General features: G+C 46.2%; 13 protein-coding genes and 1 pseudogene. 13 read left to right on the forward strand and 1 reads right to left on the reverse strand.

From position 1 onward, the window contains the following. Positions 1–3 precede the first annotated feature (3 nt). The 10 genes and pseudogenes from EAE89_RS24150 to EAE89_RS05735 all read left to right on the forward strand — a co-directional run. Positions 4–120: pseudogene (locus tag EAE89_RS24150) on the forward strand (transposase); the annotation flags it as partial. A 394-nt stretch (positions 121–514) separates the two neighbouring features. Next, complete coding sequence (locus tag EAE89_RS05695; RefSeq protein ID WP_214085498.1) at positions 515–1,399, forward strand: ParA family protein; 885 nt, start codon at positions 515–517, stop codon at positions 1,397–1,399. Then, positions 1,392–2,771: an SPI-7-type island replicative DNA helicase gene (dnaB-PI, locus tag EAE89_RS05700; protein ID WP_214085499.1), complete on the forward strand. Its 1,380-nt coding sequence runs from the start codon at positions 1,392–1,394 to the stop codon at positions 2,769–2,771. Before EAE89_RS05695 ends, dnaB-PI begins: the two co-directional genes overlap by 8 nt. After that, positions 2,768–4,507 carry a ParB family protein gene (locus tag EAE89_RS05705; protein WP_214085500.1) on the forward strand — a complete coding sequence of 580 codons (1,740 nt, stop codon included), beginning with the start codon at positions 2,768–2,770 and terminating at the stop codon, positions 4,505–4,507. The genes dnaB-PI and EAE89_RS05705 overlap by 4 nt, the downstream gene beginning before the upstream one ends. Beyond that, positions 4,500–4,751, forward strand: a complete 252-nt coding sequence (locus EAE89_RS05710) for a TraR/DksA C4-type zinc finger protein (RefSeq protein WP_110086124.1) — start codon at positions 4,500–4,502, stop codon at positions 4,749–4,751. The genes EAE89_RS05705 and EAE89_RS05710 overlap by 8 nt, the downstream gene beginning before the upstream one ends. A 63-nt stretch (positions 4,752–4,814) precedes the next feature. Further along, positions 4,815–5,405 carry a DUF2857 domain-containing protein gene (locus EAE89_RS05715; protein WP_214085501.1) on the forward strand — a complete coding sequence of 197 codons (591 nt, stop codon included), beginning with the start codon at positions 4,815–4,817 and terminating at the stop codon, positions 5,403–5,405. Further along, positions 5,402–5,665 (forward strand): ParE family toxin-like protein, encoded by a 264-nt coding sequence (locus tag EAE89_RS05720; RefSeq protein WP_041379952.1) that lies wholly within the window; start codon positions 5,402–5,404, stop codon positions 5,663–5,665. The genes EAE89_RS05715 and EAE89_RS05720 overlap by 4 nt, the downstream gene beginning before the upstream one ends. After that, a complete protein-coding gene (locus tag EAE89_RS05725) occupies positions 5,634–6,878 on the forward strand; it encodes an STY4528 family pathogenicity island replication protein (RefSeq protein WP_214085502.1) in 1,245 nt (414 codons plus the stop codon). Before EAE89_RS05720 ends, EAE89_RS05725 begins: the two co-directional genes overlap by 32 nt. A gap of 390 nt (positions 6,879–7,268) precedes the next feature. Further along, positions 7,269–7,967, forward strand: a complete 699-nt coding sequence (locus tag EAE89_RS05730; protein ID WP_214085503.1) for a PFL_4669 family integrating conjugative element protein — start codon at positions 7,269–7,271, stop codon at positions 7,965–7,967. Positions 7,968–7,970: 3 nt separating this feature from the next. After that, positions 7,971–10,001 carry a DNA topoisomerase III gene (locus EAE89_RS05735; RefSeq protein WP_214085504.1) on the forward strand — a complete coding sequence of 677 codons (2,031 nt, stop codon included), beginning with the start codon at positions 7,971–7,973 and terminating at the stop codon, positions 9,999–10,001. Positions 10,002–10,021: 20 nt separating this feature from the next. On the opposite strand, the gene EAE89_RS05740 is transcribed toward EAE89_RS05735, so the two are convergent. Continuing rightward, positions 10,022–10,351, reverse strand: a complete 330-nt coding sequence (locus tag EAE89_RS05740; protein WP_214085505.1) for a hypothetical protein — start codon at positions 10,349–10,351, stop codon at positions 10,022–10,024. 299 nt (positions 10,352–10,650) lie between these two features. On the opposite strand from EAE89_RS05740, the gene EAE89_RS05745 reads away from it, so the two are divergent. From EAE89_RS05745 to ssb, 3 genes are all read left to right on the forward strand, one after another. Further along, positions 10,651–11,109: an STY4534 family ICE replication protein gene (locus tag EAE89_RS05745; protein ID WP_214085506.1), complete on the forward strand. Its 459-nt coding sequence runs from the start codon at positions 10,651–10,653 to the stop codon at positions 11,107–11,109. 746 nt (positions 11,110–11,855) lie between these two features. Then, positions 11,856–13,538, forward strand: coding sequence for a group II intron reverse transcriptase/maturase (gene ltrA, locus EAE89_RS05750; RefSeq protein WP_214085507.1), 1,683 nt, complete (start codon positions 11,856–11,858; stop codon positions 13,536–13,538). Between the two features lie 55 nt (positions 13,539–13,593). Beyond that, positions 13,594–14,049: a single-stranded DNA-binding protein gene (gene ssb, locus EAE89_RS05755; RefSeq protein ID WP_214085508.1), complete on the forward strand. Its 456-nt coding sequence runs from the start codon at positions 13,594–13,596 to the stop codon at positions 14,047–14,049. Positions 14,050–14,488 lie beyond the last annotated feature (439 nt).

The following is a 14,488-nucleotide window of genomic DNA, read 5'->3' on the forward strand; positions in this document are numbered from 1 at the left end:
TTTCACGTGCATTGCCATAGTAATGGCTGGCCCGCCATCGATCCCATTATACTGGTTAAGATGCTGAGATTGGGTTATTTATTGGGTATCCCCAGTGAACGTTGTCTGGTATTGGAAATATGGTAAAAAACATTGAGTTAATTCATTGATTTTAGTTTGGATGGCTTGACAGTTGCAATAGAACTTGTAAGTATTTCGCCCGAACGAAAAAGGACATCCGATTTCTCAGATATCCTAACCCTATAACCTTTATACTTATATCTAAGCGGCGCAAAACCGATCAATCTACAGTTATGCATTTTCAGGTTCCGGTATCGAACGCTCATTGAGTTTTTTATCTCCCAACAAACGTACTTTGAATTGGTGCCCGGAGGCGGAATCGAACCACCGACACGAGGATTTTCAATCCTCTTGCTGAGATGTTGATGTTTTGTAATCAATGCGAGAATTTTGTAATTAAGATACTGGGTTAGTACTTTTCATATTTCGAATTACTTAAATTCGAGTGTGCAAAATGAAGATACTTCCCGTAATTTCGCCTAAAGGTGGCGAAGGTAAATCCACACATGCCGCCAATGTAGCCGGTTTTCTTGCAGATGCCGGATTCACAACTCTCCTTCTTGACGCTGATTATTCTCAACCCACTTCAAGCAGTATTTTTGCACTTGAGTATGAAGCCCCAGCTGGTTTGTATGAACTTCTTATGCAGACTGCTGACCTGGGTCAGAAAGACCAGATTATTTCCCGTTCTGTTATAAATAATCTGGATGTCATCATTTCCAATGATCCTGATGAACTCCTGCCTACGGCCATGCTTCATGCGCCTGACGGACGTTTGCGTCTGAGGAATATATTGCAGCACCCTCTGTTCAGTCAGTATGACGCTATCATCATTGATTCAAAGGGCGCTACTGGTGTGATGGCCGAGCTGGTTGTGCTGACGGCTACTGAATTTGTATTGGGGGTGATTAAGCCCATTCTACCGGATGTACGTGAATTCCTGCGGGGATCGTTGCGTATGTTGACGCGACTGCAACCGTTTGAAAATTATGGTATTCGATTACCTTTAATTCAGATATTGGCGAATGGTATTGAAGGCACTAATCTTGACCGCGATACGTTGAATGAACTGGCCCATATTATCGAGCATAAACGTTACGATACGTCCTCTTTTGGTGGGCGAAGAGTATACCAACTGCTGAAAACCCGCATCGATCTGCTGGATATTTATAAGCTGGGTCACGTACGTGCCCAACCCGTTCACCGTCTTGAATACAAAACCTCCCGTAAAAGTCCCGCTGCCGCACAAACAATGTACTGTCTGGCCTGTGAGTTGTTCCCTGAATGGCATGAACAGTTTGATGCACTGATGGCGAATAAGGGGGCGAAGAATGCGTAACCCTTTTTCTTTACCGGATGGCATTGAACAACCGTATTCTTGCGATGCTGAACAAGCCGTTCTTGGTGGGCTGATGTTGGATAATGATCGATGGGATGAAATCGTACCACTGATACATGCTGATGATTTTTTCCTGCCCGCTCATCGACGGATTTATGGCGCTGTTGCAACCATGTTTGCGGCCAATTTGCCTGTTGATGTACTAACGTTGTCTGAAATTTTAGAGCAAAAGGAGCAGCTAAAACAGGTTGGGGGATTTGCCTATTTAGCTGAACTTGGCAAAAACACCCCGAGTACGGCAAACATTGTTGCTTATGCGGAAATTGTTCAGGCGAAAAGTCGCTTGCGTCAGTTGATAATGCTGGGAAATGAGATGAGCGATCAGGCTAGTCATCCTCGTGCTGATTTTACTGACATTACCGAAATGGCGGAGCAGCGTTTATATACGCTGTCTGAGCAGAAAGCTGTGCGCCAAGATATTAGCTTGAAAGAAGGGCTGGGTTTGCTGATTGAAAAATTAGAGCAGGCCAATGGCGGTAATGGGATAACGGGTACGCCGACAGGCTTTAGTGAACTGGATACAAAAACCTGTGGTCTTCAGCCGGGCGACCTTATCCTGCTGGCCGGTCGGCCTTCTATGGGGAAAACCGCACTGGCACTGGCTTTCTGTCTGAGCGCACTGGAGAGTGCTCCTGATGCTGTTGCTCAGATTTTTAGTCTGGAAATGCCGATGGATCAATTATTGATGCGTATGGTGTCCATGTTAGAACGTGTTCCGCTTGAACGCCTGCGTAGTGGATTAATGGATGATGAAGATTGGGCACGGGTTAGCAGAGCAATGGAGACGCTAATTCAATGGGAAAATCGGCTGATAATTGATGACAGTAGTTATCAGACCCCGGCTTTATTACGCGCCCGTGCCCGCAGAAATGTGCGCAAGTATGGTCGACCTTCATTGATTATGGTGGATTATCTGCAACTTATCCGAAGCCCGGAGCAGGAAAACCGAACCCAGGAAATTGCAGAAATTTCCCGTAGCTTGAAAGCACTGGGTAAAGAATTGGGTTGCCCAGTACTGGCGCTTTCACAACTTAATCGTCAACTAGAGCAGCGTACAGATAAACGTCCTAATAACGGGGATTTACGGGAATCGGGGGCGCTAGAGCAAGATGCTGATCTGATCTTGTTTGTTTACCGGGATGAAGTGTATGACGCCAATACATCGGATATTGGGATGGCCGAAATCATTATTGGTAAACATCGCCAGGGATCGATTGGAACAGTCAAGATCCAGTTTGATGGCACCTGTACCCGGTTTAGTGATCTTACAGAGAGGTATTATGATCTTGGTGCTGAAAGGGGAAATATATGAGTAAGCATAAAACCTCTCTAAGCGATGCAATACTTCAACGTGGCAAAACACCACAATCACCAACCAGTACTGTTGTTTTGCCTATGGCAGAAATGCCAATGGTATTAACGTTGGATGAATTACAGCCAAACCCGGATAATCCTCGCCTCAGCCGTAATCCCCGTTTTGACGATATTAAAGCTTCTGTTCGTGCCAGAGGACTGGATTCTGTACCGAAAGTGACGCGAGATCCGGAAGACAGTGGAAATGTTTACATTTTCAGTGATGGAGGCAATACCCGTTACCAAATCCTATGTGAATTATGGAAAGAAACGGGTGAGGAACGTTTTTTCCGAATCCCTTGTTTGTTTAAACCCTGGCCTGGTCGGTTGCAGTGTGTCATTGGGCATCTGGCAGAAAATGATGTTCGGGGGGATTTAACGTTTATAGAGAAAGCGCTTGGTGTTTTTAACGCAAGTTCTATGCATGAGAAATGTTTGGGAAGACCGGTCTCACAACGAGAATTGACAGATTTATTAAAACAAGAAGGGTTTCCAATATCACAAACCAGCATCAGTCAGATGCATAACACGGTGCAATATTTATATCCTCATATGCCTAATTTGTTGATATCGGGTATGGGGCGTCCGCAAGCAGTAAACATATTGTCTTTACGAGTTGATGCTCAAAAAAACTGGAATAGTTTTTCTTCAGAGGCATCGTGTGGGAAGGACTTCGATTCAGTTTTTGGTGAGGTATGTCAGCGCTTTGATAATCCTGAACTCTATTCTTTTGACATGCTACGGGATGAACTGATTGGGGAATTAATAAAAGCTTTGCCACATCCTGCCCTTAATTATGATCGCTGGTTATTGGAGCTCGATCCGAAAGAGCGAAACCGTCGTCAGTTATTTGGTGAGCCCCCTCCTATTGCTGAACATTTGCGCGATGCGGATAGACAAGCCGCTGAAGTGCCTGAAAAGTCGGTACCTCTTGTGACTAAAAGCGCTGCCTGCGTTTCGGCAGTGGAACCTGAGTCGCATGGGGATGTTATCGAATGTCAGGAAGATAAAAAGACTGAGGAATATGAAGCTTGTCCGCCCAAACCGCCCAAAGTTGAAGTTCAGCTTGATGTGTATGAAACTCGGCCAACTTTATCCAGTGAGTTATCGACAATACAGGATAAGGAAGATATTGCGCCTTTAGTATCAGCACCTTTATCGCAGATAGTTCCCTCTACTTTAAGTGAATTTAATCACTGTCTTCCAACACCACCACAAACTTCATTATTAACAGAGCCTACGCCATCTGATGGATTGAGTTTTGCACAAACTGGTCTGGAGCCAGTTAGTGATATCTGGTCTATCTCACCGGTACGAGATGATATTGAGCATTTACAAGATATGGCGTTTCGTTTGGCATTCGAGTTAGCCGAAGAGATGGGAGGAGCGGATGAGCTTGAGGAAGCTAAAGATACGGCCTGTGAAGTGGGTTATCGATTAGCTTATTCCCATACGGCATCACGTTTTGTACAGGTGCTGTTGTCGTTGACGGGGGAGAGTGACCATAACGGTGAATTGGCAGATACAGGTATAGGCATGTTGGGAACCTGGTTTGTCGGGTCTGACAAGGACACTCCAGTATTGCCTGATGTCGCGGTAGTGAAATTTATGCGTCTTATTCGGGTGTTGCGCCGGTTACGTGAACTGCAACGTGAGTTGTCAGTCGTCTCAGCAGAGGGGAATGGCAATGTCTGATGATATTGATGACACGAGGGCTCAGGCTGTTACTACGATGTGGTTGGAAGAACAGATCGCCGTTGTACGGCGTGAGATGCATACCGGTAGGGTGTCACTGAAATATTGTGAAGGATGTGGTGATCGGATTGATGAGCAACGTCGGCAGATTTTGCCGGGCGTCCAGTTGTGTGTTGGATGTCAGGAAATTGCTGAGCATTGGGAACAGGTCAGACGTATTACCGGAGGTCATCGTGGTGGGTAAGTTCAGATCTTATGTGTTCCAATTTTGTTCAGACGTATCGTATTGCATTGAGAGAGGTGCCTTATGAGCCAGATATCCCAGGTAACCAACGCCTTGTTAACTCAACTGGTCATGGAGTTGAAATCGGGTTATCTCCGTCGCTGTGAAGCACTGGGTTTGATGGACGAAGAAATGCGGATGTTACACAGTTTGACTGTGGAAGACTTGCATTATCTGATGAATAGCCCAGTGTCAGTCCTTACGCTGCGTATCCATCATGAAAATTTTGCGTTAATGCTGCAACAAGCCCGACGTGAACAAAAACGTCTGCAACGTCTTGATCGGGCATTGATGTTAGGGGGCTCAATTGAATTGATGCAACACTACTTTGGGTTGACTTCTGTTGAGGTGAGTTCCCGTCGTCGTATGTTAGGGATTGAAGCTCGCCAGGGTCGATGCCTGATGCTGACAGATAAAGACAGTGCTGAGGTCTGGCGACTGTGGAAAGCGCATGTCACTGATCTGGATAGTGCGGATGGGCTGGAGGTGATGATGCAGGCCGCTGAACAGCTGGTCGTGTCACTGACGGCAGTCTGGAATGCTGTACGTGGCTGGATTGAAGACGAAAAGAACACAGTAAAACCTGAAGTTGGTCAGGGACGGCAAGACAGGTGAAAAAGACAGAGATCACTCAGGGGTTGCTGGCCCCCTGTTCTGTACCACTCGTCTATAGAAAGAAAGCGGTAGAACAATTGAAACGTTATCGACAGGGTAGCAAAAATTACACTCGGATCAGAGCGAAAGGCAAAGGTAAAGTTTCTCATCGTTGCCTAAAAATTGATATTGGCATGTTTTGGCGGTTGTTAAGTCGTAACGGAGGACGAGATTGGGAAATGATGACACATGAGCGGTACAACAATGAAATCTGGAAATAACACACGGAAGGCTCCTTTGTCCTCTGATAGCCTCATTGCTTTTACGTTGGAGCAGATGAATGCACGACTGGCAGCGCAAGCTGAGGGTGATGAAAAAAAACAGTTGCGCAGTGGGCTGTTGTATCTGGGGAACGTGCATGATGCTATTCCCCGTCAGTTAATTCTGGATACCCGATTATCTCCGCTCGATAAGATGGCCTGGATAATGATACGGCTGTATGCACAACAAAATGCGGGAGCGGTCTTCCCTACCTATGATGAACTGCAATTGCAACTGGCCTCTCCACACAGCGGTAAAGCCTCCCGGGAAACCGTCAGCCGGGTATTGTTGATGTTGCGAATAACCGGCTGGCTAAGTTTGTGCAAACGCGTCAGGGATGAAAAAGGGCGGGTGAAAGGAAACATCTACGCCCAGCATGATGAGCCTCTGACATTTCATGATGCTGAAGCGCTTGATCCCAACTGGCTGGACACGGTGGGGGAGGCGTGTCGCCACAAAAACCGGGTGATTAGTCAGACTGCCTGGTCAGTATTGATGGAAGTTAAAGATGATCCGATGATGCGGCATCGCCGTTCCCGCATTGCTTTACTGGAAAATCGGTTAGGTCAGGTACAAACGCCGCAGCAAATGGCGGCGTTGCAAGCAATAAGTCAGCCAAGTTCGGTAACCGAATTCAATACAAAAACAGGGGATAGTAATCCGAGTTCGGCAACCGAACTCAGTCTAAAATCAACGAGTTATGACAGAGTTCGGCAATCGAACGGTTACGTACGTCATTTCACACAGAGTGTGAATAAAAATACGTACGTAGCCCCATCGGATGGGGACGACCCGATGGATAAGCCTCTGTTGCCCACGATGTTAAGCAAGCAACTCTCTGATGACGATATCAGTATGCTGACTGAACAGCTCCAGGCACTTCCGTCTGCTCAGAGGCATTTGGTGTTGGATAGCCTGCGAGTTCCATTGGAAAATGGCTCGTTAAAAAATCCGGTGGGTTACCTCCTGACACTGATGAAACGTGCCAGGCAGGGGGAGTTGAGAAGCCCCGGTACAGCAAATCAGGGGGAAAACCCCGGCATGAAAAAGCCTGTGCCTGCCAGCCGTCAGAAAGACAGACCTGTTTTGCCAGAGGTGCAAAGAAAGGCCAATCCTGCCGTAATGAAAAAAGTGATTGCTGAAATCCGGCAGAATTTTATGAAGAATAAATAAGCGGATACGATATCCACCATATCACTATGAATATGTCGCGACAGTCATGCAGTGAAGGAATAGCGATTTTTCAAATTATGATTCTGTCAATAAATATGAATGAATTTCAATGGGATACTTTTTTTGTGTTGTTGAATACTGTGCTGGGCAGACTTTCCCATATTATCGGATTGCCTGACAGAACGACGGGCACAAAAATGGCTACTTATCCAGGTCGTGATTAGAGTCTAATCATGGGCCAAAAGACATACAGTGATTAGAGTCTAATCATTATGGTTATGGGATGTTAATCAGGTTTTTGGGGTGAGCAAAAAAGAGTTTTGAATTGTGGTCACAGGCTGATAACGCAACTATCTCAGCGATATCCTTATGTCACAGAGAGAATGTACCATGACTGAAACTAAAGAGACACATGCTGTTCGCTCAGGCGCACTGCATTCCTCACTTACCATTGAGTTGCATACTCATTACGCTATCAGCCTGTGGAATGGTCGCCGGGATGAAAGCAGCAAAAAGAATAAACCGGTGATTATTAGCATGCCACGATTTTTCTCACTAGCCGGTCGGATCAGTCAGGATTCCCTGATAGATAATCCGTATGCCGATATGGCGATGTTGGCACTGGAAACTAAGCTTGCTTCTGCTCATGACCAGATGCAGGCGGCGTTAGCGGAACTGGTGGCTACACTCTCGGGGGTACCTGCTCAGATCCATTTATCTGAGATTGCCTCTGTTGCCCCGCTCAATATTGGTGTCTACAGTCGCACTCCTTTGGGTTACCGCTGTGTTTGGCTATTAGTGGGTTACGATCAACTGGTGATGAAAGTCTTGCAGGCGCACCATTATGCGCTGATTTCCCGTCAACAATGTGACGGGTTTTTAAAAAAAGGGGGACACTGGGTACGCCAAATCTACGGTGCTGTCCAGCCGTACCGTAGTTTTGCTGTTACTCGTGACGATATCCTTTCCCAAACCCCTGCCGGCAGGGAAGCTATTACCCGTTTGGGGCTACCGGATGAGGCTGTTATGCGGGGCGAAAAACGTTCTGTTTTTTCTCCTGCATTAAAAAGTACGGTAAAGCAGAAATAAGCGATGAAACTGTTTCTGTGTGAAAAACCGTCTCAGGGGCGGGATATAGCGGCGGTATTAGGTGCAACAAAGCGCGGGCAGGGGTATTTAACGGGTCCGGGGGTGACAGTAACCTGGGCAATTGGGCATTTACTGGAAACTGCCAGCCCAGAAGTTTACGGGGAGCAATATGGCGCTCCCTGGCGGGCGTCAGTGTTGCCGATATTGCCGGCCTCCTGGCAAATGGTGGTCAAAAAGGAGACGGCTGACCAGTTTACTGTTATCTGTCGTCTGCTGAAACAGGCAGACGAAGTGGTGATTGCCACTGATGCTGACAGGGAAGGCGAGGTTATTGCCCGGGAATTACTGGATTATTGCCAGTTTCAGGGAAAAATATCCCGTTTGTGGTTGTCTGCTCTGGATGAGGTGAGTATTCGGGCGGCGCTTGCTAATATTTTGCCCGGTGAACAAACGGCATCGTTGTATTTGGCGGGGCTGGGACGAGCCAGAGCTGACTGGCTCATTGGCATGAATTTTACCCGACTCTATACCGTGAAAGCCCGTGAATGCGGATATAGTGACATTTTGTCTATTGGACGTGTTCAGACGCCCACTTTGGCACTGGTTGTCTTTCGAGATCAGGAGGTTATCGCCTTTACGGCTAAACCTTATTGGCAGGTGGTGGCTGACCTTCAGTTTGACGGACGAATTTTCCGCGCGGATTGGGTACCCGCTGCGACTTATTGCGATGAAGAAAAACGCTGTATTCATCAGAATGTGGCACAGACAGTGGTTAAGTTATGCCAACAAACTGGTACGGCTACTGTCCTGGAAATCAATACTAAACGGGAAAAGCATGCGGCTCCGCTGGCATTCGATCTTGGCAGTTTGCAACAGACGTGCTCAAAAAAATGGGATATGGGAGCTCAACAAGTACTGAACATTGCTCAAAACTTGTATGAGACGTATAAGGCTATCACTTATCCCCGCACAGATTGTGGCTATTTGCCCACGGTTATGCAGGCGGAAATTCCTCAAGTATTGGATGCTGTGGTTAAAAGTGATCCGGCTATGCGGATTGTGGTAGATAGTCTGGACCGGACGTTGATTTCGCGTATCTGGAATGACAAAAAAATTACGGCGCACCACGGTATCATTCCGACAAAACAGCCCTGTGATATGAATAAGATGACGGATGATGAGCGTAAAGTGTATCAGCTTATCCGTCAGCATTATTTGGTACAGTTCCTTCCTCTGCATGAAATGGATATAACTGAAGTGACTTTTGATATCGGTGGGCAATTGTTTCGTACCCGGGGCAATGTAGTGATTGTTCCTGGCTGGAAGGTATTGTTTTCAGCGGGTAAAGATGAATCGACATCCATCGGGAAAGACGATTCTTTGGGAGAAAGTTTGCCGTCGATGGTCAAAGGCAGCCAATGTCAGGTTAATGAGGCTACTTTACGAATGTTGCAAACTCAGCCACCCGCTCACTTCACGGAGGGCACACTGATTGCGGCGATGAAAAATGCCGCTGCTTTTGTCAGTGACCCGCAACTTAAGAAGGTATTGAAGGACAATGCAGGGCTGGGAACGGAGGCTACCCGGGCAGGGGTACTGGATACGTTGTTTAAACGGGGTTATCTGACGAAAAAGGGCAAATATATCCACGCTACGCAGATTGCCAGCGAGTTGATAGCCGCGTTGCCTACCGCGTTGACAAACCCTGGATTGACTGCATTGTGGGAACAGGCGTTGGATGATATTGCTCAGAGACAGGCGGAGTTGCCGGATTTTATGGCTCGTCAGATACAATGGACCCAATATTTAATGGAGCAGGTTCAGGCGCAGAAAGTCGTGATCACGCCGCCGCCTTCATTGCCTTGTCCGGTGTGTGGAGGCGTGACGCGTCAACGCCAGGGAAAAAACGGTGTTTTCTGGGGGTGTATAAAATACCCGGAATGCAGTGGGGTAGTCAGCACCGTCGGTGGAAAAAGAAAAACCAGATCTGCCCGGCATAAGAACGTACCGAAAAAACCGGCAATGACAGGGTGAGCTGATTTTTTGTTGTGTACCTAAGCTGGAGCTCTGGGAAGGTAAACTGGCTTTGGTACATTGCACCCCACGACTGCGGTTTGACAGGCAAGTCGTGCATGGATTTTCTCTGTTGTCAGTCCGGTAAACGGCTTCTTTTGAAGGGTTGGTAAATAGCTGCGCCGATGTCCCTGGAGTTTGTTGAGACTACTTAGCTTCCATCCTTGTACCATATGCCAGTGCAGATTCCTCGCCGTCCTTTGGGCGGCGCTATTTTTTACCGCTTCCCAAAAATCATTTTCCTCGTTGACAGTCTGGCCCCCTGATTCAAAAATGCGTGGGATAACTTGTTGTCTTCGGACAATCGCCAATATTCCCGCAGTCTGAGAGGAATGCCTTTGGGTGACTGCTCTCAATGTCAGAAAGGTCTGAGACTGACACTTTCGTGTGACCTGTCATAAAGCCATTGTAGCCTGAGAGATGGTGCCTGCGGGCGGTAAACCCGTTTATCCTTTGGAAACGGGTATCACTGATAACAGTGATGAAGGTGTATTTTTAACTTATCAGATAGCCGGTGTCTGACACGGGCTTCCCGGCGGGAAACATCACTTCCCGCCCTGGGTGATGTGTTCTCCGTCGTTTCTTTTTTTCACTTCATAGAGAGAACATCATGTCTGCAATTACCACTGAAAATAAATATTTCAACCTGAATATCAATGGATTGGGGTATCTCAGCAATGTCCGCAAGGTGAATGGTCCGAATGGCAGTTTTTTCAGCGCTGTCATCAATGCATTGAGTGGACCAACAGAGAATCCGTCTTATGTTCGCTTTGATGTCACTGTTGCCGGTAAGGAAAACAGTGACTTAATCAGCCGCTGTCAGAAAGCGGTTGATGAGGACAAAAAAGTCTTACTGGGTTTCACATTAAGTCAGCCGTCTACCGGGATTTTTACGTTGAACAAGGGTGAGCATGCCGGTGAACAGCGTGTCAGTTTAAGAGCGCGATTGATTAAAATTGACTGGATCAAAATCGGGCAGGAGATGGTTTATAAAGCTGAAAAACCTGAATCCGTGCCGCCTGTACAGAATCAGTCTTCGCAAAAGCATTATGCAGAGAATTCATTTTGACTGCCCCTGAAGTCTCTCCGGAGTGCATTTTTTCGGGGAATTTTTTTCATCTACATTTTGAAAGGGAAGTTACATGGCTTCACGCGGCGTGAATAAAGTGGTGCGACAAGAAGTTGTGTAATGCATTGTTTCAACAGTAAATCTGTATGAATCCGACTATTCCATTAGTCGTAGCCTATCGAAACAGGCATCGCGGGTAACGGCTGTGTCAGAAGCTTTCGAGACAATGTAGCCCCGGAGAATTCGGCAGTTATCCGTGAGGAACAACTGTTATCTGCAAGCATCATGCGGATGGGGCGCTAGGCTGACTGGCATGATTAACATATGTGAACTGCTGATAAACATCGTCATAACGAACAGGCTAAAGATGCTGACAAGCCTGAACCAAAATGGTGCGAAAGCTGGTCATCCTTCTTACTTTTAAGGATGCATGGACATTAAGCTTCCGGTGGATAGGCAGAATCTAAACCAGTCATTTGTGTATTGCACAGAACTTGGTAAGCCTGAATTTCCGCCCTCGGGCAAGGCTAATCGTAAGATTAACTGATGGGAATGCAGGTAGAGGATGATGGAGAAAGCGAACGCTCGTCTGTAATGGGTGAGACAGGGGTTCAAAATTTGCCCCAACATGAAAATGTGCAGACTTCCATCTGGTCTTTAATCGTGAGAACAATTGCAAAGGATTTAATCCCGGAATGCAGTGCTATCAAATGACGCATTCAATCGACGGGATGGAGGCAGGCAAGATGAATACTGTAAATCAAGTATCTGCGGTCTCCCACCACGAATCATGGCACGGTATCAACTGGTACAAATGTCATCGTGTGGTGAAGAAACTGCAATTACGTATCGCGAAGGCTTCAAAAGAAGGGCAATGGAGAAAAGCGAAGTCCCTTCAACGCATGTTAACCCGATCGTTCGCAGGGAAAGCTGTAGCGATTAAACGAGTAACAGAAAATACCGGTAAAAGGACACCGGGAGTCGATAAGCAAATATGGAGCACGTCAGAAGCAAAGTGGAATGCTATTGCTCAACTTGGAAGAAAGGGATACAAACCCCTTCCTCTAAGGAGGGTTTATATACCGAAAGCCAATGGGAATAAACGCCCTCTGGGTATTCCGACGATGAAGGACAGAGCAATGCAGGCGCTTTATCTGCTTGCTCTGGAACCAATATCTGAAGTAAATGCAGACCACAACAGCTATGGCTTCCGACCAGTAAGAAGTACGGCGGACGCAATTGAGCAAATATTCAGGAATTGCTCCATGAGCTACTCTGCTAAATGGATACTGGAAGGCGACATTAAAGGTTGCTTTGACAATATCAACCATGAATGGTTACTTAATAACATCCCGATGGATAAACAGGTACTCAATAAATGGTTGAGAGCTGGATACTTAGACAAAGGCGTTTTCCACACCACAGCAGCCGGTACACCACAAGGCGGGATTATTTCTCCCGTACTGGCAAATATGACTCTAGACGGTCTTGAAAAAGAACTAAGGCAAAAGTTCGGAAAGAAAAAGTCTGAGTTTAGCAAGAAAAACAAAGTGAATTATGTTCGTTATGCCGATGATTTTATTATTACTGGTATATCAAGAGAAATATTAGTAAACGAAGTTAAACCCCTTGTTGTTTCATTCATGCAACAAAGGGGGCTGGAACTCTCTAATGAAAAAACGGTAATAACTAACATTGATGATGGCTTTGATTTTCTGGGGCAGAATGTCAGAAAATTCAATGGTAAGCTGATAATCAAGCCTTCCAGAAGAAACCTGAAAAACGTTCTGAAAAAGATTAGGTACATAATAGACAGTAACAAAATGGCCACTTCATGGCGACTGATAGCCCTCCTGAACCCAATTATCAGGGGATGGGCGAACTATCATAAGCATGTGGTATCCAAGGAAACTTACAGTTATGTAGATGCCCAAATCTGGAGAAAACTTTGGCGATGGTGTGTCAGGCGACACCCGAAAAAGAACAAACGATGGATACGCAGAAAGTATTTCAGGTCAAGTGGAATGCGGAACTGGATATTCTTCGGTATTGATCCTACGGGTAAGGAATATGAGTTACTGAGAGCAGACTCGATTCCAATAGTAAGACATACCAAAGTTAAGGCCGAGGCAAACCCTTATGAAATTCGGTGGGAATCCTATTTCGAGAAGAGACAGGATGAATTATGGATTAAATCCCAACGGAATAAAAGGAAGATAGCAGCAATCTGGTACAGACAAAATCAAGTCTGCCCCATGTGTGGTCAACGATTTTCCAATGAAACAGGTTGGCATGTTCACCACAAAATCAGGAAGTTAATGGGGGGAGGAGACGAAATTGACAACCTTATATTGCTGCACCCTAATTGCCATCGACAATTACATGCGAATGAGGCTGGTTTCTTTAATAAGAAGCTTATAAAGGCTTGAGCGGTATGCGGGGAAACTCGCACGTACCGTTCTTAGGGGGCGGCGGTGCAGTAATGTGTCGCTGCTACCCGACATACTTATTGGACGATTGGGACAAGAACCAGAAGTGCGTTATCGGCCAGAGGGTGATACAGTGGCGGTATTGTCACTGGCAACATCGGAAACCTGGCGGGATAAACAAACCGGAGAGCAGAAAGAGCGTACCGAATGGCATCGGGTGGTCATTTTCGGCAAACTGGCTGAAATTGCTGGTGAATATCTGAGAAAAGGCAGCCAGGTGTATCTTGAAGGTCAGCTGCGTACCCGTAAATGGTTTGACAAGACGAATGGGCAAGATCGGTATAGCACGGAGGTGGTGATTAGTCAGCAAGGTACAATGCAGATGCTGGGTGGCTGCGGTCAAAGCGAACCTTCTCGTTCAAGTGACCGGGGACAATCGCAACCCTCTTCGTCAGTGCCGTCCCGAGGAAGTGAACCCCCAATCGATTTTGACGATTTGATCCCTTTTTAGAGTTCACCTTAGATACAATTGCCAAAAATATCACTATAAGCCTCCGATTTATCGGAGGTTTTTTATTTTAATTGGTATGTAAAGAAGTTAAAAATGAATGGATGGTTTTGAGGATATGTTTTACCTTGAAGTTGTGTAAAATTTAAGCGAGGTAGGCATGGAGAAGATGTATGGCGTCAGCTCCAGACCGCAGCAGAGCGTGAGTCTGAGCTAGCTCGTTGGAAAGAGGATGAGCAGATCAATGCTATGTTGAAGCTGCTAGTATTATCTAAAAAGGATATTGAGAAAGGAGATGTGGTGACATCTGAAGAAGTGTTGATACAAAGGAATGGAGAACGTTCTGAGTAACAATGCATACAGATAAGGATAAAGTTCTTTTTATATCAATTGGTTAGTATAATGTTGGTACTTGATTCCCCGCTACAGCACATCAAAAATT

The organism is Photorhabdus heterorhabditis, from assembly GCF_018448905.1.
Lineage (GTDB): Bacteria > Pseudomonadota > Gammaproteobacteria > Enterobacterales > Enterobacteriaceae > Photorhabdus > Photorhabdus heterorhabditis.

Excerpts from the sequence above, each read along its gene's own strand:
- EAE89_RS05745 (WP_214085506.1), top strand. The coding sequence starts at position 10,651 with ATGTCTGCAATTACCACTGAAAATAAATATTTCAACCTGAATATCAAT.
- EAE89_RS05705 (WP_214085500.1), top strand. The coding sequence starts at position 2,768 with ATGAGTAAGCATAAAACCTCTCTAAGCGATGCAATACTTCAACGTGGC.
- dnaB-PI (WP_214085499.1), top strand. The coding sequence starts at position 1,392 with ATGCGTAACCCTTTTTCTTTACCGGATGGCATTGAACAACCGTATTCT.
- EAE89_RS05730 (WP_214085503.1), top strand. The coding sequence starts at position 7,269 with ATGACTGAAACTAAAGAGACACATGCTGTTCGCTCAGGCGCACTGCAT.
- ltrA (WP_214085507.1), top strand. The coding sequence starts at position 11,856 with ATGAATACTGTAAATCAAGTATCTGCGGTCTCCCACCACGAATCATGG.
- EAE89_RS05735 (WP_214085504.1), top strand. The coding sequence starts at position 7,971 with ATGAAACTGTTTCTGTGTGAAAAACCGTCTCAGGGGCGGGATATAGCG.
- EAE89_RS05710 (WP_110086124.1), top strand. The coding sequence starts at position 4,500 with ATGTCTGATGATATTGATGACACGAGGGCTCAGGCTGTTACTACGATG.
- EAE89_RS05695 (WP_214085498.1), top strand. The coding sequence starts at position 515 with ATGAAGATACTTCCCGTAATTTCGCCTAAAGGTGGCGAAGGTAAATCC.
- EAE89_RS05715 (WP_214085501.1), top strand. The coding sequence starts at position 4,815 with ATGAGCCAGATATCCCAGGTAACCAACGCCTTGTTAACTCAACTGGTC.
- EAE89_RS05725 (WP_214085502.1), top strand. The coding sequence starts at position 5,634 with ATGAGCGGTACAACAATGAAATCTGGAAATAACACACGGAAGGCTCCT.